Source organism: Marinomonas profundi, from assembly GCF_020694005.1.
Classification (GTDB): Bacteria; Pseudomonadota; Gammaproteobacteria; order Pseudomonadales; family Marinomonadaceae; genus Marinomonas; species Marinomonas profundi.
Genome location: NZ_CP073013.1, coordinates 2,597,853 through 2,620,713, shown reverse-complemented (window position 1 = coordinate 2,620,713; position 22,861 = coordinate 2,597,853). Strand labels below are relative to the sequence as shown.

The 22,861-nt window shown below is 44.4% G+C and carries 20 protein-coding genes; 4 read left to right on the top strand and 16 right to left on the bottom strand.

Annotated elements, in window-relative coordinates:
• The first annotated feature begins 9 nt into the window (after window positions 1-9).
• Complete coding sequence (locus J8N69_RS12250; RefSeq protein ID WP_168825912.1) at window positions 10-1,245, top strand: aspartate aminotransferase family protein; 1,236 nt, start codon at window positions 10-12, stop codon at window positions 1,243-1,245.
• A 59-nt stretch (window positions 1,246-1,304) separates the two neighbouring features.
• Here the strand turns inward: J8N69_RS12250 and J8N69_RS12245 are convergent, their stop codons facing one another.
• On the bottom strand, window positions 1,305-2,165 hold the full coding sequence (locus tag J8N69_RS12245; protein WP_168825910.1) for a PhzF family phenazine biosynthesis protein: 861 nt from the start codon (window positions 2,163-2,165) through the stop codon (window positions 1,305-1,307).
• Between the two features lie 214 nt (window positions 2,166-2,379).
• Here J8N69_RS12245 and sbmA point away from each other — a divergent pair, with 214 nt between their 5' ends.
• Window positions 2,380-3,669: a peptide antibiotic transporter SbmA gene (gene sbmA, locus J8N69_RS12240; protein WP_168825908.1), complete on the top strand. Its 1,290-nt coding sequence runs from the start codon at window positions 2,380-2,382 to the stop codon at window positions 3,667-3,669.
• Window positions 3,670-3,826: 157 nt separating this feature from the next.
• Here the strand turns inward: sbmA and J8N69_RS12235 are convergent, their stop codons facing one another.
• From J8N69_RS12235 to J8N69_RS12220, 4 genes are all read right to left on the bottom strand, one after another.
• A complete protein-coding gene (locus J8N69_RS12235) occupies window positions 3,827-4,852 on the bottom strand; it encodes a TRAP transporter substrate-binding protein (protein ID WP_211085085.1) in 1,026 nt (341 codons plus the stop codon).
• A 54-nt stretch (window positions 4,853-4,906) separates the two neighbouring features.
• Window positions 4,907-6,001, bottom strand: coding sequence for an aromatic ring-hydroxylating dioxygenase subunit alpha (locus J8N69_RS12230; protein ID WP_168825904.1), 1,095 nt, complete (start codon window positions 5,999-6,001; stop codon window positions 4,907-4,909).
• Between the two features lie 52 nt (window positions 6,002-6,053).
• Window positions 6,054-6,998, bottom strand: coding sequence for a PDR/VanB family oxidoreductase (locus tag J8N69_RS12225; protein ID WP_168825902.1), 945 nt, complete (start codon window positions 6,996-6,998; stop codon window positions 6,054-6,056).
• A 222-nt stretch (window positions 6,999-7,220) separates the two neighbouring features.
• The gene (locus tag J8N69_RS12220; protein WP_168825900.1) at window positions 7,221-7,709 is read right to left on the bottom strand and encodes a MarR family winged helix-turn-helix transcriptional regulator; all 489 of its coding nucleotides are present in this window, start codon (window positions 7,707-7,709) and stop codon (window positions 7,221-7,223) included.
• A gap of 322 nt (window positions 7,710-8,031) precedes the next feature.
• On the opposite strand from J8N69_RS12220, the gene J8N69_RS12215 reads away from it, so the two are divergent.
• Entirely contained in the window at window positions 8,032-8,118 is an 87-nt protein-coding gene (locus J8N69_RS12215; RefSeq protein ID WP_227804040.1) for a cyclase family protein, read from the top strand.
• Between the two features lie 302 nt (window positions 8,119-8,420).
• Here J8N69_RS12215 and J8N69_RS12210 read toward each other — a convergent pair whose 3' ends face one another.
• From J8N69_RS12210 to J8N69_RS12160, 11 genes are all read right to left on the bottom strand, one after another.
• The gene (locus J8N69_RS12210) at window positions 8,421-9,398 is read right to left on the bottom strand and encodes an NAD-dependent epimerase/dehydratase family protein (RefSeq protein WP_168825898.1); all 978 of its coding nucleotides are present in this window, start codon (window positions 9,396-9,398) and stop codon (window positions 8,421-8,423) included.
• A 16-nt stretch (window positions 9,399-9,414) separates the two neighbouring features.
• Window positions 9,415-10,395, bottom strand: coding sequence for a fumarylacetoacetate hydrolase family protein (locus tag J8N69_RS12205; RefSeq protein ID WP_168825896.1), 981 nt, complete (start codon window positions 10,393-10,395; stop codon window positions 9,415-9,417).
• A 24-nt stretch (window positions 10,396-10,419) separates the two neighbouring features.
• Window positions 10,420-10,995, bottom strand: coding sequence for a cupin domain-containing protein (locus J8N69_RS12200; protein WP_168825894.1), 576 nt, complete (start codon window positions 10,993-10,995; stop codon window positions 10,420-10,422).
• Window positions 10,996-11,085: 90 nt separating this feature from the next.
• Window positions 11,086-12,216: an FAD-dependent oxidoreductase gene (locus tag J8N69_RS12195; protein ID WP_168825892.1), complete on the bottom strand. Its 1,131-nt coding sequence runs from the start codon at window positions 12,214-12,216 to the stop codon at window positions 11,086-11,088.
• A 62-nt stretch (window positions 12,217-12,278) separates the two neighbouring features.
• The gene (locus J8N69_RS12190; RefSeq protein WP_168825890.1) at window positions 12,279-12,638 is read right to left on the bottom strand and encodes a Rieske (2Fe-2S) protein; all 360 of its coding nucleotides are present in this window, start codon (window positions 12,636-12,638) and stop codon (window positions 12,279-12,281) included.
• Complete coding sequence (locus J8N69_RS12185) at window positions 12,635-15,031, bottom strand: efflux RND transporter permease subunit (protein WP_168825888.1); 2,397 nt, start codon at window positions 15,029-15,031, stop codon at window positions 12,635-12,637. Before J8N69_RS12185 ends, J8N69_RS12190 begins: the two co-directional genes overlap by 4 nt.
• Entirely contained in the window at window positions 15,028-16,113 is a 1,086-nt protein-coding gene (locus tag J8N69_RS12180) for a WD40/YVTN/BNR-like repeat-containing protein (RefSeq protein WP_168825886.1), read from the bottom strand. Before J8N69_RS12180 ends, J8N69_RS12185 begins: the two co-directional genes overlap by 4 nt.
• An 8-nt stretch (window positions 16,114-16,121) precedes the next feature.
• The gene (locus J8N69_RS12175) at window positions 16,122-17,291 is read right to left on the bottom strand and encodes an MFS transporter (RefSeq protein WP_168825884.1); all 1,170 of its coding nucleotides are present in this window, start codon (window positions 17,289-17,291) and stop codon (window positions 16,122-16,124) included.
• Between the two features lie 235 nt (window positions 17,292-17,526).
• Window positions 17,527-18,480, bottom strand: coding sequence for a VOC family protein (locus tag J8N69_RS12170; protein WP_168825883.1), 954 nt, complete (start codon window positions 18,478-18,480; stop codon window positions 17,527-17,529).
• 271 nt (window positions 18,481-18,751) lie between these two features.
• Entirely contained in the window at window positions 18,752-20,083 is a 1,332-nt protein-coding gene (locus tag J8N69_RS12165; protein WP_227803885.1) for a DUF1329 domain-containing protein, read from the bottom strand.
• A gap of 47 nt (window positions 20,084-20,130) precedes the next feature.
• Window positions 20,131-21,744: a DUF1302 domain-containing protein gene (locus J8N69_RS12160; RefSeq protein ID WP_168825878.1), complete on the bottom strand. Its 1,614-nt coding sequence runs from the start codon at window positions 21,742-21,744 to the stop codon at window positions 20,131-20,133.
• Window positions 21,745-21,886: 142 nt separating this feature from the next.
• On the opposite strand from J8N69_RS12160, the gene J8N69_RS12155 reads away from it, so the two are divergent.
• The gene (locus tag J8N69_RS12155) at window positions 21,887-22,804 is read left to right on the top strand and encodes a LysR substrate-binding domain-containing protein (RefSeq protein WP_168825876.1); all 918 of its coding nucleotides are present in this window, start codon (window positions 21,887-21,889) and stop codon (window positions 22,802-22,804) included.
• The last annotated feature ends 57 nt before the right edge of the window (window positions 22,805-22,861 follow it).

Genomic DNA, 22,861 nt, shown 5'->3' with positions numbered 1-22,861 from the left:
TTTTTTAAGATGGATATCAAAGTGACAGAACAAGTAACGAGAGCAACGTTTGACGAAGTAATGGTTCCCAACTATGCCCCTTCCGCCATTATTCCTGTGCGTGGTGAAGGCTCTCGCGTGTGGGACACCGAAGGCAAAGAGTACGTCGATTTTGCCGGCGGCATTGCGGTGACCGCATTGGGGCATTGCCACCCAACCTTGGTTAAGGTTATGCGTGAGCAAGCAGGTCAACTATGGCATTTGTCTAATGTCATGACGAATGAGCCAGCCCTACGCTTGGCCAAAAAACTGACCGAAAAAACTTTTGCCGACCGAGTGTTTTTTGCCAACAGTGGCGCAGAAGCCAACGAAGCCGCGTTTAAATTGGCTCGTCGTTACGCCTTCGACCATTTTGGTCCAGAGAAACACGAAATTATCGCCTTTAATAAATCGTTTCATGGCCGTACCTTGTTTACCGTCTCTGTCGGTGGACAAGCAAAATACAAAGAAGGTTTTGAGCCAACGCCAGGCGGTATCAAGCATTGTGATTACAACAACATTGAACAACTTAAAGCCATTATTAGCGATAAGACCTGTGCGGTGGTGATGGAGCCTATTCAAGGCGAAGGCGGTATTATTCCAGCCGACCTTGAATTTGCCAAACAAGTGCGTGAGCTATGTGACCAACACAACGCCCTATTGGTTTATGACGAAGTGCAATCTGGCGTTGGCCGAACGGGTACGCTTTTCGCCTATGAGCAGCTAGGCGTGGCACCCGATGTATTAACAACCGCCAAAGCCTTAGGCAATGGTTTCCCCGTTGGCGCGATGCTTGCGACAGAAAAAGCCGCCAAAAGCCTAGCATTTGGTACCCATGGTAGCACTTATGGCGGCAACCCAATGGCGTGCTCTATCGCCGAAGCGGTGATCGATATCGTCGACACGCCAGAAGTATTAGGTGGCGTGGCGAAACGTCACGACCTTTTTGTGGAAGGCTTGAAAGCCATTAACGAAAAGCACCATGTCTTTAAAGACATTCGTGGTATGGGTCTGCTCATTGGTGCCGAAATGGTCGATAGTCTCACCGGTAAAGCCGGTGAAATTATCAAAGCCGCTGCCGCCGAAGGTTTACTTGCATTGGTCGCCGGACCAAACGTATTACGCTTAGCGCCGTCTTTGATCATCACCGAACAAGACATTGCCGATGGCCTTGCTCGTCTTGATAAAGCCATTGCAACCGTTGTGGCAAACAACCAAGCCGCGTAAGCAGACGTGTGGTAAAAAGTGTTAAAAAAATCGGGCCTCGGCCCGATTTTTTATTACCACTAGAACTCAAACGACATGACTTTATACATTGCCCCCTCACCTCCCACTTGAACACATACCAGCTCGCCGCTTTCCACACGTAACTGGGTCACAATACGCGATGACATATTCATTGCTCGGCCTTGCTCAAAAACCGCTTGTTGGGAGCCAAAGTGTCGATTTAAATAACACGCCAGCGCACCGCTTGAACTGCCTGTAGCAGACTCTTCAGGAATACCAACCGCTGGTGCAAAGTTTCGACAATTTGCCGTATAAGGTTCATCAGGAGAATTCATCTCAAAAACATGAAAGCCAACACATTGATGCTGTTGACAAAAACGTGTTATCGCCTCCAGATCCACAACAAGGCAATCCAACGCGCCGTAAGGCACTGGAATCATCACGTCCACTAAACCTGTCGACACAGCCTGAATAGGTAAACCTAATTGAACAATAAGCTGGGGGTCAATCCCAAGCATAGGTGCAATTTCCTCTGCGCTAAATTCAGTCAACCAAACGGGTAAACTCTGACTCATCAAGACACCACAATTTGATGCAACCTCAACATCCAGTACTCCGACTTTAGTTTCCTGTTGATAATTACCTAGCGGGATTTTTTGTAAATGATGCAACAACCAAAACGCACTCAGGGTGGCGTGACCACAAAAGTCGACTTCCACTGTTGGGGTAAAAAAAGATAACTGAAAATCGGCTTTATCACTCTGACTAACAAAAGCTGTTTCAGATACGCCTACTGCTTTGGCGATGGCCTGCTTTTGTTGATCCGTTAGTGCATCAGCTTGCAACACTACTCCAGCCAGATTTCCGCCTTGTCCTGATATAGAAAAAGCACGAACCAAGTACACATCAACTTGTGCCATAAAACATTCCTGTTGTCCTAATTTCACAGCGTAACAGACAGTTCAGTGAAAAAATGCTGTCTTACCGTCGATTGTCGTGTTTTTTGCTGATTCCTTAAAGGTCGTTTGATTGTGATTATCACTTGACTGGTTTAAGCTCCGATAAAGCGCCATGACACAACTCAGGTAGATCAATGGCTTATGAATCATTCAACTGATATAGAGAAACTAAACCGTGTTTCATTCTTTCTTTCCCAAACCCAAGCTCTTCTTTCTTAGCTTTGCCCTTTGGGCTCTTGTTTGCGTTATTGGCTGGTATGCAAAAGTTCAAGACTTAGGCGGCCTGCTCAGTTTAGGGTCTCTGTTTGGTGTGTATTTTCCAGCAGCATTAGCAGAAGGCGCTGACGCCGCCGCACAAGCCGCTTTTCAAAGCGCACAAAGTACCGCATTAGATGTTTGGTTATACCAATATATGGCGGTTTGTTATGGATTATTCATCGGCGCATGGGTGGTTTATGGCGGTCAAAAATGGGCAAAATGGTCTGTCGTTGGGTCGGGATTGATTGTATTCATCACCTGGTTCCAAGTACAAGTCAGTGTGATGATTAATGAATGGTATGGCAGCTTTTATGACTTGATACAGAAAGCCTTGAGCGCCCCCAATAGCATCACGCTCGATGAATACTTCGCTCAACTTTTTACGTTTGCCGGCATTGCATTCGTCTTTATTGCTGTCGCGGTATTAAACAGCTTCTTTGTTAGCCATTATGTTTTTCGCTGGCGCACCGCAATGAACAACCATTACGCATCCAAATGGCAACAAGTACGCCACATAGAAGGGGCATCGCAGCGTATCCAAGAAGACACCATGCGTTTTGCCAGCATTGTTGAAACCTTGGGAGTGCGCTTCCTCGACTCAATGATGACACTATTGGCGTTTCTCCCTGTTTTGTGGGGGCTATCGGCTTATGTAAAAGAACTGCCATTTATAGGAGAAGTGCCGCAAGCCCTAGTATTTATTGCCATTATTTGGTCCATAATAGGCACCACACTCTTGGCTGTAGCGGGTATTCGCCTGCCCGGGCTGGAGTTCAAAAACCAACGCGTTGAAGCCGCTTATCGAAAAGAACTCGTTTATGGTGAAGATAATGCCGAGCGAGCAGAACCCATTAAACTATCAGAGTTATTCTCAAACGTACGCAAAAACTACTTCAACCTATATGCAAACTATTTGTATTTCAACATCGTTCGATATGGTTATTTACAGGCTGGGGTTTTAGTACCTCTTATTGCTCTTGGCCCTTCTATTGTCGCTGGCGCCCTTACCTTAGGTATCTTCCAACGTATCAGCAACGCCTTTAGTCAAGTAGAAGGTTCGTTTCAATTTTTGGTTAACTCTTGGACCACCATCGTAGAATTGCTATCCATCTACAAACGTCTAAAAGCCTTTGAAGCGGCCATCGATGATCAGCCGCTACCAGAAGAAGACAGCCGCTATTTAGAAACACACCCACCTGCTGAATAATAATCGAATCGTAAAAACACAAAAAGCCCCGCAGTGAATCTGCGAGGCTTTTTTATTGCTTCTTACCTTTTACCTTTTACCTTTTACACAAATCTAGTAGAGATTAGACGCCATTATAAAAAGCTCATATTAGTATTTTTCCGTATTATATAAATACTTAAAGCACTTTATTTGATTCACATAATGTTGAATACTCTAAAGCTTTATTATAAATATTTTCTGCTTTTTCTGACTGAGAATCCATATTTTCAATATAAGACGCTATCACTTTTTTGGTAATAGGCCCCCATACTGGATCACTATTAACATTGTTAATTGTTTCAATGGTATGCCCTGCCTCAATGGCTTCTTTCCGGCCATCAGCATCCAAATCATCTAACGCTTTCCCCATCACACGCGACCAGTATTCACCACTGTGTTGATCGAGTATTTTTTTAAGATCGTCAGGCAGTTTATTATAGGCACTTTTATTCATAGTAGTGATAAAGGAGAGTGTGTATAGACCTATTTCTGTATGATGTGATAATAATTCATTTAGACGAAAATCTTTCATTGCTTGCCAAGGAAAAGCCACACCCTGAATAACGCCACGTTGTGCCGATTGATAGGTTTCTGGGGCTGGCATACCGACAGGATTAGCATTCATTGAACTAAGCAAATCCGCTACAACCGTTGTTGCACGGCGAATACGCATTCCTTCTAAATCACTTGGCGTAGAAACTTGTTTGTCGCTAGTATGGATATGCCCTGGCCCATGAACAAATAAAAATAACGGATGTGTATCACTATATTCTGCCGATATTAATTTATTGTCATAAAGTTTTTGGATAACACAGCTTGAATTTTCAGCATTAGTAATCAAACCAGGAAGTTCCACCACCTGAGTAAGTGGAAACCGACCAGCCATATAGCCTTGAGCTGTGACAGTAATATCGGCAATCCCGCTCACCGTTGCTGTATAACTTTGTGCCGCTTTAGCAAGCGTTTGACTTGGATATATTTCAATATTTAGTTGTTTATTTGAATCACTCTCAATTGAATTCGCCCAGTCTTGTATAACGTTGCCAACGCTCGAGTTGGCTGGCCAAAAATGAGCAAGACGTAATGTGTATGTTTGTGAAAACGCAAAAGTTGACCACATACAACCTAAAAAAAGAATTATTTTTTTATTTTTCATATTCATATTCATCACCTTTTTATTATTTTTGATTTTTTATTACTTAATCATTGCAACCATCTATTTCTCTAATACATCAGAATTTAGCACTAGACATGTTTCGATAATACGACGCGCTCTGTTTGGTGCCAGATCCACATGTATATCCAGCATTTTATTATGTTTAAAGCTTTGCATGTTTTTATACTGAGCCTCAATGACCACTTTATCTTCATCAAAAGTCAATCTAGTTTGTTCAATGACTTTTTTAGCCGTTTCTTTTGGATCATTTTTAGGGTTCGTAGACATAGTCCATATATAATGACAAGTCGTTTCCGTCTCAGGCGTAATGCCATGAAAACCTTTCATATGAAATCCATCACGATTAGGATTTTCTAAAGAATCAGAGCCTGCGTCTACAGCACCAGTCCAAATCTCTAGGTGCGATATTTTAAAAAGAATCTCCTGCCAACGATCAATTTTACCTGTAAACGGATAAGCTAAAGAATAAGTTGGAGGTGGAACAGAATCAGGCATATGACGAATAACACGAACTGTTTTTTCGTCGCTTTCAACTTTAGTCTCAGCGGTCATATGCAATTTTGCATTTCCACCAATCGTATGAAGGTGGACATACCCTAAATGACTAAGGTCCAATAAATTATCGTGTATTAACTGATATGGGGCATCGTAATGGTATACATCACCGCCAAATAAATATTCGGGGGCATTATGAACTGGGTAACTTGGTGGAAGACAAGTTGGTTCTTGATTATTCTTATCTCCAAACCAGATCCAAATAAGATGGTCTTGTTCGCAAATAAAATAAGCGGATACTAAGGCTTTACGCGGAACTTTGTCTTGCCCCGGGATTTCTATACACTTTCCATCACCATTAAATAATAATCCGTGATAACCACAACGAATACCACTCTCTTCGACTGTCCCCAGAGATAAAGGCAAAGATCGATGACAACATTTATCTTCAAGCGCCGAAGCTTTTCCATCAGCTGTACGGAAAAATACAATGTGGTTATTAAGCAATGTGCGGGGCAAAGGTTTATCTTGAAGCTCAGAGCTCAAGGCCGCTACATACCACATATTTAATGGAAATGGGGATGTTGATTCAGTATCAGAATCGATTAGTTCAGCTGCGCTAACATATTGAACACTCATACAAGTCTCCTTTTTTATTTACTTTATTTTTATTTACTTTTTTGGATGAATACTAAAGATCAAGTACTAGCATTTTTGTCAGTGATCGAGAGCAACAGGGAGTAAATTGATCATTTTTAGCCCGCTCATCATTCGATAAAAACTGATCTCTATGATCCGGAACTCCAGATATGACTCTTATTAAACAAGAACCACATATGCCTTGCTCACAAGACACATTAACGTCAACACCAGCATCATCTAATACTTCGAACACAGAACGGCCTTCAGGAATATGAAAGCGTTCACCTGAGCTGGCAATTTCAACGTCAAAAGCTTGATTTTCAGCATCTTCACGTGGGGCAGACGAAAAATGTTCTTTGTGCAACCTAAACTCTGACCAACCAACTTTCCTAGCCGAAGAAAACACAAATTCCATAAAACCATTTGGCCCGCATACATACAGGTGAGCCTGATGATTAGCGTTAAGCAGCGCTTGATGAAAGGATTCTTTCTCTTCGTCATCGAAATAGAATGAACTCTTATCGGCCCAATCACAGGAGATGATTTGGTCATAGAAAGCAGCCTTATCAATATTTCGTGCGAAATAGTGCAAGGAAAAGGAACGCTGCTCAGATTGCAGTCGATCAGCCATTGACAAGATAGGGGTAATGCCAATACCTCCTGCCACTAAAATATAAGACGGGGCCTCATTGTTTAGTTCAAACAGGTTTCTCGGAGCTGAAATACCAATCACATCGCCCTCATGAAAGTCTTCATGCAAGGCTACCGAGCCGCCACGAGAATTCGAATCTTTCAATACTGCAATTTTATAGCTATCCGTTTTTTGAGGGTCGTTATAAATAGAATATTGTCGAGTCATTCCACTACTAACACATACGTCTATATGAGCCCCAGGGGTAGCGTCAGGAAGCTTTTCACCTTCTAAACTTGTAAGTTCGAAACTAACGATATCAGGCGCTTCAAGCTTCTTTTTCTTAATAAGAACGTTAATCATTTAAGACTGCCTTAGTTGTTTTTAGCTGGCTTATGCAATCTTTATAGCGTCAATATAGTTGTGATGTCAACGAAATAAAGTTGCTATAGCAACTTTATTTCGTTGAAGAAAATCACTTGACGAGCTTGTTTTCCATTATTTTTTAAGTTTTATTGTGAGAAAATCAATTTAAATCATATGCTTATGATAAAAATCTAAGGCGGGAAGTGAGGTGTTTCAGAATTACTTGGGGAGATTAGGGCGGAAACTATTTACCTTACTAACACTGTCATTTAATCGGTTAAGCAGTTTTATCAGGGTATCAACTTCTTTCTTGCTAAAACCTTCAAGTAGTAGTTTTTCGCGCGCGATAGCGACCTCAAATACTTTATCGTGTAGAGCCCTTCCCTTGTTAGTCATCCAAATAATAAATCTACGGGCGTCTTCTGGATCGACACTAGAGTAGACATATTTTTCATTTTCAAGAAACTTTAGAGAACGGCTTACACCTGATTTGTCTAAACCAATTACCTGACACATACGATTAGCTGATATACCATTTTCTACTACAAGTAGCGAGATCAGCCTCCATTCAACAATACCAATACCAAAAAGTTCTCGGTATAAAGAAGACGCGCCGGTCGATAGTTTATTGGCCAAAAAAGTAACAAGTGCAGGAACATAGCGTTCCAAATTAAGGGAATGGGTATCTTCATACTGGTCGTTTGGCATATCTATAAATACTCATTTAATAGATTGATAATCATGGATACGAAGGGGAAAAAGCAAAAAATCGCAACTAACTCAATGTATTAGCATATGGTATTGACGATTGTCTAGTTTGACAATATTTAATTGCCGTTACGCAGGTTGATTCCAATCTAAAGCAGAAATTTTCACATCCAGGTCATCTCTTAAGCTTGCTAGAACTAAGAACGACTATGAGGCTTTTTACAGACACAAGAATACATTGACCATCAACAAGGCTGGCCAGAAATGGCAAACATGTTCCCTGGCCTAAAAGCTAGGCGATGAAGCTTGGGCGGTCGAGAAAATGGTGATGAGTGCCCATAATGGTACTCACGTGGACGCTCCTTGGCATTTAGAACGTGATGTACGCGTGGTCGGCACTGATGCATGACGCTGGGATACACCATTCAAATATACCCGTGAAACGTTTTCAGAATCCGGGGATGCGTCAATCATTTGGGAAGGCCATAACGCCGGTCGAGATATTGGCTACGGGCAAATGGAAAAGCGCTCTAATTTAGACAGCTTACCGACCAATGGGTTTATGGTGTCTTGCTTCCCTTATAAGATCAAAAACGGCTCTGCTGGCTTTATTCGCGCCGTCGCGATTTTTGATTAATCACTGAGATTTAGCGGTAAAAAAGAATACTCTAGGACTTAGAGTATTCTTTTTCTATTGGGAATGACTGCCTATTAATGACCTTTGAACAATGCCCGTCTAACAAGATTGTTCAAATCCACATCGTGTCTAAAACCTACCTTATCCGCCGCCAGAGTTTCTAGCAGAGGAAAGCATCCAAACAATTTTTCAATCATAGGATTGGGTTCATAACTAACCAGCTCATTTGCGTTCTGCTGATAAACCAAGCCAATGGCGTCAACCATTTGTGCCATGCTGAAACAGAGAGTGGGTAAAGTAAAAGTTCGATTCGACTTGAGCTTGCTTTCTTCGACTGCGGCGCCATGCAATAAATTTTCAATGATGTTCGGCAGAGAAGATGCCCAGGTTTTCGACTCAGCAGACATAGGGCAAACGAAAGCATGGCCTTGGGATACCTCACGGATAATATCGCTCAAAAAAGCCGACAATTGGCCAGTTTCTGCGGGAGGACGAGCCAGTACGCCGGGCAAACGCAATGAACGACCATCAATCCAACCACGGCGACTAAAGTCATTGACCATTACTTCACCGACAACTTTGTGAGCACCATAGCTCATCTGCGGTTTTAATGGCGTATTGTCGCTTACCCAATCTGGCATAATGCCAAAGACGGCAATGCTGCTGGCAAACACGAATACTGGTTTGCGCCCTGTTAACTCGGTTTGCGCTTTGCAGATTTCCAGCAAGGTCATCGTGGCATCAATATTGACACGACGACCAAGTTCATCATTTTGTTCCGCCATACCACCGGGAATACTGGCCAGATGGAAAATAACATCCATTGGGAAACGCCCTAGCGTGTCTTTTAACCATTGATCGTCTGCAAGATCACCACCCTGATGTTCAACGACTAAACCGTCTGTCGATTGATCGACAAGACCCCCATCAAACTGACGATCCAGCAAGGTCAAACGCGACACCCTGCGGTCTCCCACACAGCCTTGAGACAAGATATGTTTTGTCAGCGCTTGCCCAACAAAGCCATTTGCTCCGGTAATTAGTACGTGCATCTGACCACTCCTTTTGCTAATTCGCTATGACTTTTTGCTCGATCACACCAAATGGACCATCACGTCCATCATCAAATTTTGCTTGCATACGGACTTTGTCCCCAAAGCGCATGAACGGAGTTCTGATTTCGCCTAGATCGATTTTTTCAATCACTCGTCGCTCAGCAATACAGGCAGATCCTGCTTCACGAGATTTATTAGAGACCGTACCCGAGCCAATAATGCAGCCCGCTGTCAGTTTTCGAGTGCGTGCCGCATGAGCAACCAATTGCGGGAAAGAAAAGTTCATTTCACTACCGTGAGGTTCACCAAAACGCTGATCATTCCAAGTTACATTGAGATGCATATTCACTCGACCATTACACCACGCATCCCCCAATTCATCAGGTGTTACGGCAACTGGCGCAAAGCTGGAAGACGGCTTCGCTTGTATAAAGCCAAACCCCGTTGCCATCTCACGAGGACCAAAAGCCCGTAGACTCCAGTCGTTTATTTGTACGATTAAGCAAATAGTATTGGCCGCTTTTTCAACAGAAACCGCCATAGGAACCTCTGTCATCACCACGCCAAACTCCCCTTCAAAGTCGATTCCATCCGCTTCACTTGGCATGGGGATATCGACCGTTGGGCCTTGGAAGTCATCGCTCGCCCCTTGATATATCACCGGAATCGTCTCAAAATCTGGAATGGGTTTGGTATTAAAAGCCTCTTCCATCAATTTACCATGATTGATAAAAGCCGAAGCGTCTAACCACTGAGGGCTTCTTGGTAACGGCGCAAGACAAGCAGACGGATCAAAATCAAAGGCAAAATCGACTTTTCCTGCATTCAACAGATCGTACAAAGCTTGTAGGTCTGCTGATTTTTCCTGCCAGTTTTGCACGGCTGATAATAAATTAGGGGCGATAAGCGTCGCATCGACTGCTTTTGTTAAGTCTTTCGATACGACAACTAAGCGGCCATCTAATGAGCCATTCGGTAACGTTGCAAATTTCATAAATTCTTCCTTATTACGCTCTTGTTAACGCAAAGCGTTGGCCAGTTCGTCGTCGTACTGTCCACCGACTAAGATGAATAAAATACGGCACATTTTTCCAGAACGATTTGCCCAAGCATGATTGGTACCGCGCTGAACCACCACACTGCCCGGCTTCAAAACCGCCTCGCCCTTGTCGACGATCAAGGTTAATTCGCCTTCAATGACAATGCCGTAGTCCACAGACTCAGTGCGATGCATCAAAGGATGAGGCGAATCTTCTTTTACGGTTGAAGCGTCTTCATCACCAACTTTTGAAAACATCGCTTTCATCTTGCCTTTACCCTGAGTCAAAAACTCCTCAGTATCTGGCGGAATATCAACAAATCGAATTCGAGTACCCGTTTTCATCGGTGGTAAAATAACGGGGCCAAGGGTGGGATCTGTTTGAGTATGAGCAATATGAACTGGGCTCTCAGCAGTATTCCAGACCTCATGAAATCGAGTACCCGGAACCGCTTCTAAATCCATCACAGTATTAAGTGGACCGTTTTCTAAAATAACCGCCTTGCCATTTTCATCATGGCCTGTGACCACACGGTAAATATCAGGGAAATTCATCGAAAAACCTCTTGGGTATAAAGCAAAAAACCTAATAAATAAAAAATGGCAGTGATCCGTTATAAATATCATCACTGCCCAAAGGGAGTATTAAATTGGCTGACTTAAAGCCATTAATGACTGTCCCATAATTTTTGAGTGTTCGGCCTTATCGCCACCATTAATTTCGATATGACACAAGCGCTCAGAATTTTCCACGACCATACGACAACGCTCCCAACGACGTTGATGAAATTTATCAAACGCCATTTTCAAATCATCATTTGCGGCCAATTCGTCCGCCAATACGATACCGCTTTCGATGCCAATTCCGGCTCCAGAAGCAAGATGAGGGGTGGTCGCCGCGACTGTATCGCCAATCATCACTACACGGCCTTTGTTCCAAGGCGTTTTCACCAATAAATTAGCCAATGGGCGATAATCAATATTGGCCTCTTCTTTTAATACATGAGGAATCAACGACTGAACAATAGGGTTCGGGAAATGCGCCATCAAATCAGCACACACTTGCGGCCAAGTTTCTATGTCTATGTGCTCTTTCGTGGGGCGATCTTCGGTAATAAACATATACATAAGGGTATCGGACACGGGGTTCACGCCAAGTTTAAGGTGATCTCCCACCCACATGGTGACACGATTAATCTCAGCCGGACGTGGCAAAATGGCACGCCACACGCCTTGGCCTATGTATTCAGGATCAGGCACTTCAGGGAAAAGCTCTTTGCGTATTGTCGAATGCACACCGTCCGCGCCGACCACAAGGTCATAGCTCTGCGTCGTGCCATCGGTGAAGCTTACTGTCACGTCTTTGTCGGACTGAATCATTTGCGTATAAGTACAACCCAAGCGAACATTAACACCCGACTCAAGGGTCGCAGCAGACATAATACGCGCGAGAGTAGGACGAAAAATACCGCCGCTGCCTCCTACAGAAGAGCCAACAGGGCTGGGAGTTGGTAACTCCATAACTAAAGGCCCATGGGCTAAATGAATCGCCACGCCATCGGTAACACAGCCTTGTTCAACCACTTGCTGGTACAAGCCAAGGTTTTCTAACGCTCGCATCGACGCACCATTAATGCTGATTCCCGCGCCCAATTCACACCATTCTGGATCAATTTCAACCAGATCGACTTGAATGCCATGACGACGCATTTTAATTGCTGTGGCCATACCGGAAAAGCCACCACCAATGACCAATACTCTATTTACTGCAGCCATGTAATGAACCCTTATTTTTGTTGTTTGTACAATGAGTTACTGTCTATTTAGTTACTGTCTATTTAGTTAACGTTTGTTACTTGAATTGACACCACGCCCGCTTGGCTAATATGAATCGGGATTTTCTCCAATGCCTTACCAAGACAAGGTCCTTGGATACACAATCCCGTGGTTGGTTCAAACAAAGCGCCATGGGCATGACAAGCGACATGTTGCTTTTTGGCATCCATATAAGCATCCTTACGCCACGCCATTGGTGCCCCATTCACATGAGGACAGGCATTTCGCCAGGCGAATAACTGGCCATCCTTCTTCACGACAAAAAACAAATCGTGCCCAGCGGCGTTTTCCAAAAAGCCTTTTGTCGCCCCTTCATCAATATCATCAATATGACAAAGTGCTTTTTCATCAAAATCACTCATATCGCAGACTCATCCTGCACTTTGGTGTCACTTGGGTATTTGGGCTTAAGTAAAAAGTGCGCCAGTGCAGGCAATAGAATCAATGCACCTAACATGTTCCAAATGAACATAAAGGCGAGCAACAAGCCCATATCCGCTTGGAATTTAATCGGACTGGCCACCCAGGTAATCACCCCAACGGACAAGGTCACGCCAGTTAGCATCACCACTTTGCCGGTGAAGTTAAGCGCTCTTAAATAAGACTGAGATAAACTGGTGCCTTGACGTAATCCGGCCAAGGTAATGGATAAAACATACAAGGCATAGTCAATACCAATGCCTACCCCCAAGGCGATAACTGGCAAGGTAGCGACTTTCACCCCCATGCCGAGTAACACCATCAGAGCCTCAACCATAATGGACGTCAGCATCAGAGGAAGCAGCGCCACAATAACGGCTTTAAACGAGCGGAATGTAATAAGAGACAACAAAGCCACCGCACCATAAACCAGAAACAGCATTTGGTGCCAAGCCGCTTTTACAGAGATATTGGTGGCCGCTTGAATCCCCGCACTGCCCGCCGCCAAAAGGAACTGCACATCGTCGGTATTATTGTCTTTAGCAAAAGCTTCCACATGATTAACGATGTTACTCAAGGTGTCGGCTTTGTGATCTTGCAGATAGACATAAACCGTCAATAGACTACAGCTGCTGTTGTACAACCCCCGTGGTGCGCCCGCGGTGATGTAATTCAACATTCCTTGGTTGGGTAAAAATTCGTACCATTTAGGGTTACCTTCATTTAAACCAGACAATACACGACGAGACAATAGCGCCAAAGAGTTGGTGGACTCCACGCCAGCCAACTGACGTAATTGCCACTCAAGCGTGTCTATTTTCTTCAAGGTATCGTACTGGGAACACTGACCTTCAGGTGTTTTAACCATGATGGCCATCACATCACTGGAAGCGCCATAATGCTGATTCATAAAGGCGATATCTTGATTATAGCGGCTGTCTTGACGTAGTTCAGGCGCCCCTTGATCCAGGTCGCCGATCTTCAATTGAGTGCTTAGGGAGAAAGCCCCAACGGCCAGAACTGCCCCTGCTATCAAGGCGCCAATGGCCCATTTACGTTGGGTAAACTTGTCTAAAAATACCCAAAGAGCAGGCACTTTTTTAATATTTTCAGCATCAATATCATTGATAACACTGCGGTCTGCTGCTTTTTGACTGACACCAACATAAGACAGCATAATGGGCAACAAAATCAAATTGGTAAAAATCAACACCGCCACACCAATAGAAGCCGCGATCGCCAATTCTTGAATGACTTTAATATCAATCACCAACAAAACCGCAAAACCAACGGCGTCGGCCAACAACGCGGTTAAGCCGGCAAGAAACAAACGCCTAAAGGTAAAACGCGCCGCGACTAGCTTGTCAAAACCACGGCCAACATCCTGCATAATGCCGTTCATTTTCTGGGCGCCATGACTCATACCGATAGCAAACACCAAAAAAGGCACTAGGATTGAATAAGGGTCCAAGACGTAACCTAGCGTCGGCAAAATACCCAGTTGCCATACCACGGCTAACAAAGAGGCAAACACTACTAGAAAGGTTGAACGCACACAGCGGGTGTACCAAAACACCATAAAGGTCGCAATCACCACCGCTAAGGCAAAAAACCACAAAACCGCCTGTACGCCTTCGATCAAGTCCCCCATGACCTTGGTAAAACCGGTAATATGAATGTCCAAACCTTTGGCTTGGTACTTGGCGCGCAGGCCTTCAATGAGGTCTGAATACTTGGCATAATCCAACGCTTCCCCTGTCGCTTCTTCGCTTAACAGTGGCATATAGATAATGGTGGATTCTTCATCGGCGGCGATTAACTGACCAATTTGCCCAGAGCGAGCCACGTTGGCTTTCAACTCTTGTAAACTCGCCGCGGAGCCATCGTAATTTTCAGGAATCACTGGACCGCCATCTAGACCCTCTTCGGTCACGCCAATCCAACGAGTTGAAGGCGTCCAAAGCGATTTCATTTGCACTCGGTCTACGCTAGGCAATAGAAACACTTCATCACTAAACTGGCGCAATAGCTCTAGATAGTGAGCGTCATAAATACTGCCTTCGGGGTTCACCACGGCAATGCGTAACGCATTGCCTAAACCGGTTAACTCATTTTCATATTCCAAATAGTTTTGAATATACTCTTGATGAGTTGGTAACGTTTTTTCAAAGCTCGCATTAATGGTTAACTTGGTTGCTTGCCAACCCAATAACCCCGTCACCAAGGCACAAATGATAATAACGATTAAACGATGATTAAATAACGTTCGCTCAATAAAAGAACCAGAACTAGGGTCAAATTCATGCTCTGATGAAGCCGATGAGTGATGTTTCATTTGAAATCTCCTACATCAATAGAAACAGGCCCATTGATGCTTAAAGCAAGTACACTACCGTTCACTTTTTCTAGCATAGCGGTTAAAGGTGGAAGGCGTTTACGGGTAAGTGGGACCAGTCGATTCTCTTTCAGACCCAGCAAGGTTCCCGCTTGATTAGCCATGACGACTTGGCCATTAGAGTGGATAAAAGACGCCATAATCGACGAACCAATAGGGTTTTTAATGATTTTCCAGTGTTGTCCATTATCATTGGATAGCAAGGTATTACCGCGCAAACCAGCCAGCACTATGTCACTTTGTCCTAATAGTTGAGCGGTAAAAAAGCTGCCGCCATAAGGCGTTTCGATGGTTTCAAACGACTGGCCGTCATCCATTGAAAGGGCAACAAAGCCCTGCTCACCGGCAATTAAAATACGCTCACCTTGTTTACGGATGCTGTATAAATGCAGGCCAAATGGGTTCTCAATACGCTCCATCCAAGACGTCCAAGTCTGGCCGCCGTCTTCACTTTCAAAGGCCAAGCCATAAGCACCAACGACCACAAGATGCTCTCGCTCCAGCACCAACACATCTAAAAAAGGTTTATCAGGGCCATCCGATAACAAAAAATTAGCCTGTTGAATGGCCTCCTGATCATTGGATTTCTCAGCCTCAAGCAAAAGGTTTTCAGCTAATGTGCGACCATCAAGCTGAACCTGCCATGCTTCGCCGCCATTAGTGGTGCGTAATACAATACCGCCATGACCAATCGCATAGCCGTTATGTTCATCCGTAAAACTTACGCCAGTTAACGTGACACTGACTGGCGAAGGCCGCTGCTGCCAGTTTTTTCCCTCGGCATCTGAACGAAGAATCAAACCCCGTTCACCAACGGCAATATAATGATCCCCCACCGATGCCACCGACATTAAGGCAGAATGCGCGCCCAAGTTAGACGCTATAGCAGGTCGATCCATCGCATCCGCCACGGCCGCTATGCTCCACTCAATACGACAAAGTAGCAAAGCCATCAGAGTGAACCTAGCGAGCTTACGTAAGAAGCTAGCAGGGTGTGTTATCGCTTTCTTCTGATTAAACATTATTCACCTCACGCCACAGATTCAGATTCAGATTGAATGACATCGGCGCTGCGCTGAAAAACACGCAAAAAGCACACAAGTGAAATCGTACCGAATATAAAAGCAGCGATACCAATACCTTGATAGCCCACAAACTTAATGATGGTTCCCCCCAAAATTGGACCAATCGCGGCGCCTATCATTAACATCGCCGGTGTTGCCGCCATGGCGCGACCCGACGCGTCTAAACGAGCCAATAAGCCAAAAACAAAGGTATGAGTGAATATCATCAGGGCAACAAAGAAGGATGCTGACGCGGCATAAAAAGCGAAGCTGGTTGCGTTCATCATAATATTAGACAAGATAATTTGCAGCACAGGGCCCGCGCATAACACAACCCGGACCGAAAGACGCTTTTCAAAAAACCCAGCAAACACCGCTGCAAAAATATTAATCAGCGCAAGCACGACCAACACTAAGGTCACAGAATCCGCCGCAAAACCTCGCTCATTACCGACGCGCTCCATAAAGCTAAACGTCATGGCTTGAGTCACTGCCATTAAGCTAATGCCGACAATGCCATACCAAACGCTAGATGAGATTTTAGTGGCAACCGGTTTAGCCTTCGTACTTTCTTCATGATCAAACACCAGCGAAGGAAAGGCCACAGCACAAACAAGCGCAGCAAACGTCATAATTCCGCCAAAGATAATGAACAATGAATGCCCGCCCGCAGCCTTAGTAATATTGGGTGTCGCGCCCATAAAGACGAACGCCATAATACCTAACGTAAGGCCGGCAATAGCAAACAACTGATGCGGATTTTCAGCTCGTGCAAAAGTGCCATGCGCCATACTGAGTGCGGCGCTTGCCGTGATACCTGCCACCACATGCAGTACGGCTAACTGAACATAATCATTGGTTTGAGAAGCGGTAAAAAAGCATAACCCTGACGCCAAAAAGCCAACGCTCGCCACCATACGTCGATTTAATTGTTTAAAACGCGGAGCAATTAACACACTTGCGCACACCGCCCCGATTAAAAACAACGTCACTAAACCACCGGCTTGCTGGCTATCAAAATGATACGAAGTCACCAAAACACCAATCCATAAAGGCAACGCCACTAGGTCTAACATGCCGGCACTATGAGACACCATCAAAGCAAAATTGCCTTTAAATCCAAAACGATGGCTCATTGCACACCTCCCATAAGAAAGGTTGGTTCTCTTCGATCCGTAAAGCAAAAAATCCCGTATCTCACAGACATCATCAACATACTATTACCATCCACTTTGTTTATTGTTATTGCGTGGTAGCGACGTATCGTCACCTTCCGTTTTTATGGGCAGTAATAAAGAATTACCGCTCCCCCCATAAAACGTTATCTCTTATACCAACGACTTGTTTACACATTTTGTTACTTAAATACCACTACTCATAATCGCCGTTATGAGGGGTATCTTTTCCTGGTGACCATTTTTTTCTGTAACGCAGCAAGAAGGCTTGTGAGTTGTCTGCACCCATAGGGAGCGAACGAGGGCTCCAGTTTTGATCATGTAAATCCATGTCGGCATCCATCTCGATATGGCATGCAAAAGGGCTGTTGAAATACCAGAACCAGTTCGATCCCATAATATGTCGACCCGGCCCCCAAAAAGCTTGATAACCTTTTTCAATAAACTGAGAACCGTTTTGCATCACTTCAGTAGGCCCGGCAAAATGGAAAGTGAAATGCTCAACGCCTTGCATAAATGGTGGCGCACCAATCAAGAAATGGGTGTGGTGATCTAACGTTCCTGCTGGTTGTAGAAATGGCCCTGCACCTTCAAATCTATCGGTACAACGAAAGCCCAATCGCTCGACATAAAACGCTTCTGCTTTTACCGGGTCAGGCACAAAATACACAATATGAGACAAGGTTCGAGGACGAATTGAGTCCACCTCTAACTGTACTGCTTGGTGGTTAACGGGACGTTGAAATGGCGATCCCGGCACATTAGAAATTTCACCCGCCAAATTCAATTCTTTACGAGCAGTCACCTGAAAGCCAATCACAAAACCAGAGTCATCTGTCGATTCAATAGAGCCATCGGCTAGTTGTCGTACCTCTCGATCTTTACGTAATTCTTCAGTAATCGCCTCAATCGTCGCGCTATCAGCAACGCCCATGACGGTTTTTCGCATCATACAACCATTACCAATACTGGCAGGAAGACTGGTATCAGAGACATGCGCCAACACGACTGCAGTACCATCTAATGCTTCAAAACGCCCGCCTGTTTCCGTGACATCAACAGGAAACAAACCGTAGTCGGTTAGAAAAATAGCGCAAGAAGCGACATCTTCAACACCAAAAACGATAGTTTCTAAACCCACTATTTTCATTATTTCTATCCTCTTTGCGATTAGGTCGTATGACCATTCAATGTCTCTGCCACCCAATCGGCGATATACGCCCCAGCATTGGCAGAATGATCAAAACTAGAGTGCTGAATATCACCTTCACAATCGGTAAATATCTTCAATTCTCTTTTGTAAAATACACTTTTTCAGTCAGTCCAAAACCTGCATCAAAGGACGAGCGCGGCCAAAAGGGGTAAGGCAACGCTCTCCCTTTGATACAAAAATAATCGGATTAACTGAGTATTAAATGAACCTATCGAGTACCCTGACGCGCTAAACCTTGACCAGTAAAAGTACTGGTAGGAAAACGAGCAACCGGTCTATTGTGGAATGACTTATCATTCATCATATTGGCCACATAAGCCTCACCGGACAGTAAGTTATAAAAACCAAAGGTTTGCGGAATCGTGCCTGGGAACTCAGGCATGATGTAATTGAACTGCCATAGGGTTTTCCATAAGTCACCATTTGAGTCCCAACGATCCGCCAAAGAAGCTTGCCAAGTATCTTCATCAAGGTAGTATTTACTACGCACAGCCTGATGGCGTTTACCCTCAGCAAGCGTTGCTTCAACCACCCATACTCGATGCAACTCCCAACGAACAGCATCAGGATTTAAGTGGCTAGCGGCAATCGCTTCTTCATCGCTGTACTGTAAAAAACGGTTTTCATTGTAGGGAATCAGAATCTCTTTCTTACCGAGCAACTTCCAATCAAACACTTCAGTCGTGCCCGAAAATACGCTTAACTCATCAAAGGACATTAACCCCGCGGTTGCTGGCGTCGGCGTGTCACAACAAGCATTGGGGAGCTTACGCACACGACGTTGGCCCGCTAAATAAACATAAGACTGAGTTTTGCCCTCATCCAAATTGGTACGACCTGCTATTCTTTCACCCGCACGAATTGGTGGGCCGTAGTTTTCAAGGTTGATTTCCCAAAAAAAGCCATCAAACCCTTCACTGGAACCTTCTTCAAAGTAATAGGGCATTTGGTTCTTCAATAAACCATCGGTGGTTAACACAGCCTTGCCACTTGAGGTAATTTGATACTGGTTAATATCGGCTTCCCAACTCACCCCTTTCCAAGAAAGGCGATGGTTATTGATGGCTTCCAATCCGTTTTGAGGAATGGGAAAAGGCACACCGCCAAACGCATCAAGGATTTTATGACCATCTAATTTAGCTTTTAAAGCATTCTGCATGGTGTAGTTGTATACCCATTCAGGCGCCGTCGCCGTTCTATGGGTTGGATAAACATCTAGACGATAAGTATCCGGATACTTTTGCAGCATTGCCTTCACACCATCGGTTAACTTCTCAGCATACTTGTCCATATTTGCTGCAGTCACTGTGTATAAAGGCTTCTCATCAGCAAGAGGGTCTAAGCGCTTCCCACCTAATACTTCACCTTCAATCGGATCATTAAAACCGCCCGTCCAGGCAGGGATAGAACCGTCACTGTTACCCGCTTTTTCACCACCAAACGGGGTTAGGTCTGCCCCCAGTCGAGCCGCTTGCTCTGGGCTAACGGCCGCATAAGAAGCCAGCGAAAAGCAACCTAGTACTACCGAGGTAGCTAACATACTAAGAGCGTGTTTTTTATTGTTATACATCATCATTCTCCAAAGAATTAAAAGGTGGTGCTAATAGAAGCGGAGATAAAGTCGCGATCTTTGAGGGACTGTTTATAGGTTTGGCTATTGGTGTCATCATTAAAAACACCTTCAGGCCCATAAAACTTCATGTAGTTTAAAGAGGCGTTCCAACGATTCAGATAAAGCGCTTTCACACCTATGTTGATATCACCGCCTTTGTCGGTACCAAATGAAGACCCAAGCGCCGAGGAGTTACCGACTGTATAGCTAGCACCAATAGATGGGCTTAAATCCACCCCGTCGAAAGCTTGTCGATACGTAGGCGTAAACACCACTCGCAGAGACGCCGCCGACTTATCTGCATTCGGATTCAGCAAGTCTTCATTTTCTGTCGTTTTTACGCGAGTGTTCCATGCAAGCTCACCAACAAAGGAGGCTTCCTGAGAAATAAAGCTAGGCACACTGGCAATCCAGCTAACTTGCGCATGAGCGGTATCACCAATCGCATAACCTGGGTTACTGTTATTGTTATAGGGCTCTTGAGAGGTAGTTCGACCTTGAGGCTTAGTACCTAATGGACTGTTGGTACGATAAGACACTTCACCAGCCCAACCCCATCCGCCAATGGTTTTCGACATACTAAAGCCATAAGCTTCAATACCTTCGGCATAGGCCCAACGATAATCCCGCGCTTTAGGAGGGCCCATTTGAGGTATCGTGGTTGTATAGTTTCCACTTGGCGCATAGGCGTGAAAACGGATGGCATACAGACCATAGTCAATATCGCTTTCATAGTCGCTAAACTTGACTTGAACACCGTACTGTCCTGAGTCAGATGGCTCAACATCATCACTATGATCAAAGTTACCGATTGTGCCTGCGAGAATTCGATCCCCGTCAACCGAATCTCCTGAAGAAAGGTAAGCCCCGGCTGGTTGCAATTGTGACTTCTGCCATTCATAGGCGTAATAAGCACCAACGGAGACTGTTTCAGACACTGGTAGATCAACAGACACTTTACCGGTTGGTATCATCGTCTCTTTAAATTGAGAGTTTGGAACAGACATCAGCTTCACAACATCCACAGGACCTTGCGTACCCGCGATACCGTTAGCACCAAAGAACAAGCTTTCCCCCCACAAAAGGGAGTGGCGGCCTACGCGTAACGTACCCTCCATGCCATCAACCACAGGAAAACGACCATACACAAACGCATCTAATAACTCAGCGCCGCCACCCATAATATCTTTGGTTTGACCAGAAAACTTCCTTGCGGAACCATAGTTATTATTGGTGCTAGTCATATTATCAGTGTCTTGCTGATAGACATCGTCATACCAAGCTGCACCACTAATACGAACACCAAAACCGTCGTATGAGGCATCAAACTCTGAAAGTAGGTCTAAACGATTAGATACCAGACCTTTATCAAAGTTATTATTACCATCGTCATAGTTATCATCAGATGTAAGGGTGTCAGACTGATCTTTGAGGCGAGCGGCGGCACTATACTTCACCGTATTATCGAAACTGATTCTTACGTCTCGATTACCTGTCTCAATATTAAAGGCGTACCCTGTACTTGCGCTTGAGGCAATTGCTAACGCAACGACCTTCAGCCGAAATGGCGTCGAGTTGATTATTTTCACTTGTCCTTCCTCTCAAATTTTATTTTTATGCTTTAAGAACAAGTCCAATGTAAATTACTGCAACCTTTCGGAAAAACCCTTTAAATAGAATCGACCATTCGATATGATCGAATGATCAAAAATAACAAGCAACGAAAAAACTATGCGATTTAAAAAACTCGACCTCAATCTATTGGTAGCATTAGATACTCTGCTTTCCGAGCAAAGCATCACTAAAGGTGCCAAAAAGCTCAATATGAGCCCTTCAGCCCTGAGCAACTCTTTATCAAGATTACGAGAGTATTTTGAAGACGATTTGCTCACGCAAATAGGCAGGAGGATGGTCATTACCCCGTTAGGCGAAAATTTAAAAATACACGTACGAAATGCTCTCAACAACATCGAAAGCACCATACTTGTGCAACCCAGCTTCAACCCAAAAACAACAGATCGAATTTTTAGTATTTTTTGTTCCGATTACACACAAACCGTACTTATTCCCCATGCTTTAGAAATCGTTGGCAAACAAAAAAGCACAGCTCGCTTTCAGCTCTTAGCTCAAGTAGAAAACAACCCACATGAGCAACTAGAGCAAGGCAAAGCCGATCTATTAATCATTCCCTCTAATTTTATGTCGGCACAACACCCTAGCGAAGTGCTGTATGAAGAAGAGTTTGTCTGTGTCGTTTGGAAGCACAGCCAAATAGCAAAAGACCCGCTAACCACTGAAAAATACGCGGCAGCGGGTCATGTATTAATGCGCCCAGGGGATATTAAAAAAGACTTTCTGGAAACCTCGATCACAGAGAAATACGGAATCAAACGCCGCTTAGTCGCCACAACCTTTAGCTTCGCCTCTCTACCCGCCTTGGTCATAGGCTCGGAAAACATCGCGACCATCCACGCCAGATTAGCGAAAAAAATGGCCAAGGTATGGCCATTAGAAATTCTCCCCCTGCCTTTTGACATCCCACCAATGCAACAATGCGTACAATGGCATCAATATAGAAACAATGACGAAGGACTGATTTGGTTACGCAATATATTAAAAGAAGCGGCTCTTAATATGGGTGTAGAATAAACACAGCATTGCAATTAAAAGCGGAAGTAAAACACGTGCTTACTTCCGCCTTGAATT

Excerpts from the sequence above, each read along its gene's own strand:
- J8N69_RS12250 (WP_168825912.1), top strand. The coding sequence starts at position 10 with ATGGATATCAAAGTGACAGAACAAGTAACGAGAGCAACGTTTGACGAA.
- J8N69_RS12245 (WP_168825910.1), bottom strand. The coding sequence starts at position 2,165 with ATGGCACAAGTTGATGTGTACTTGGTTCGTGCTTTTTCTATATCAGGA.
- J8N69_RS12235 (WP_211085085.1), bottom strand. The coding sequence starts at position 4,852 with ATGAATATGAAAAATAAAAAAATAATTCTTTTTTTAGGTTGTATGTGG.
- J8N69_RS12230 (WP_168825904.1), bottom strand. The coding sequence starts at position 6,001 with ATGAGTGTTCAATATGTTAGCGCAGCTGAACTAATCGATTCTGATACT.
- J8N69_RS12225 (WP_168825902.1), bottom strand. The coding sequence starts at position 6,998 with ATGATTAACGTTCTTATTAAGAAAAAGAAGCTTGAAGCGCCTGATATC.
- J8N69_RS12220 (WP_168825900.1), bottom strand. The coding sequence starts at position 7,709 with ATGCCAAACGACCAGTATGAAGATACCCATTCCCTTAATTTGGAACGC.
- J8N69_RS12215 (WP_227804040.1), top strand. The coding sequence starts at position 8,032 with ATGGTGATGAGTGCCCATAATGGTACTCACGTGGACGCTCCTTGGCAT.
- J8N69_RS12210 (WP_168825898.1), bottom strand. The coding sequence starts at position 9,398 with ATGCACGTACTAATTACCGGAGCAAATGGCTTTGTTGGGCAAGCGCTG.
- J8N69_RS12205 (WP_168825896.1), bottom strand. The coding sequence starts at position 10,395 with ATGAAATTTGCAACGTTACCGAATGGCTCATTAGATGGCCGCTTAGTT.
- J8N69_RS12200 (WP_168825894.1), bottom strand. The coding sequence starts at position 10,995 with ATGAATTTCCCTGATATTTACCGTGTGGTCACAGGCCATGATGAAAAT.
- J8N69_RS12195 (WP_168825892.1), bottom strand. The coding sequence starts at position 12,216 with ATGGCTGCAGTAAATAGAGTATTGGTCATTGGTGGTGGCTTTTCCGGT.
- J8N69_RS12190 (WP_168825890.1), bottom strand. The coding sequence starts at position 12,638 with ATGAGTGATTTTGATGAAAAAGCACTTTGTCATATTGATGATATTGAT.
- J8N69_RS12185 (WP_168825888.1), bottom strand. The coding sequence starts at position 15,031 with ATGAAACATCACTCATCGGCTTCATCAGAGCATGAATTTGACCCTAGT.
- J8N69_RS12180 (WP_168825886.1), bottom strand. The coding sequence starts at position 16,113 with ATGTTTAATCAGAAGAAAGCGATAACACACCCTGCTAGCTTCTTACGT.
- J8N69_RS12175 (WP_168825884.1), bottom strand. The coding sequence starts at position 17,291 with ATGAGCCATCGTTTTGGATTTAAAGGCAATTTTGCTTTGATGGTGTCT.
- J8N69_RS12170 (WP_168825883.1), bottom strand. The coding sequence starts at position 18,480 with ATGAAAATAGTGGGTTTAGAAACTATCGTTTTTGGTGTTGAAGATGTC.
- J8N69_RS12165 (WP_227803885.1), bottom strand. The coding sequence starts at position 20,083 with ATGTTAGCTACCTCGGTAGTACTAGGTTGCTTTTCGCTGGCTTCTTAT.
- J8N69_RS12155 (WP_168825876.1), top strand. The coding sequence starts at position 21,887 with ATGCGATTTAAAAAACTCGACCTCAATCTATTGGTAGCATTAGATACT.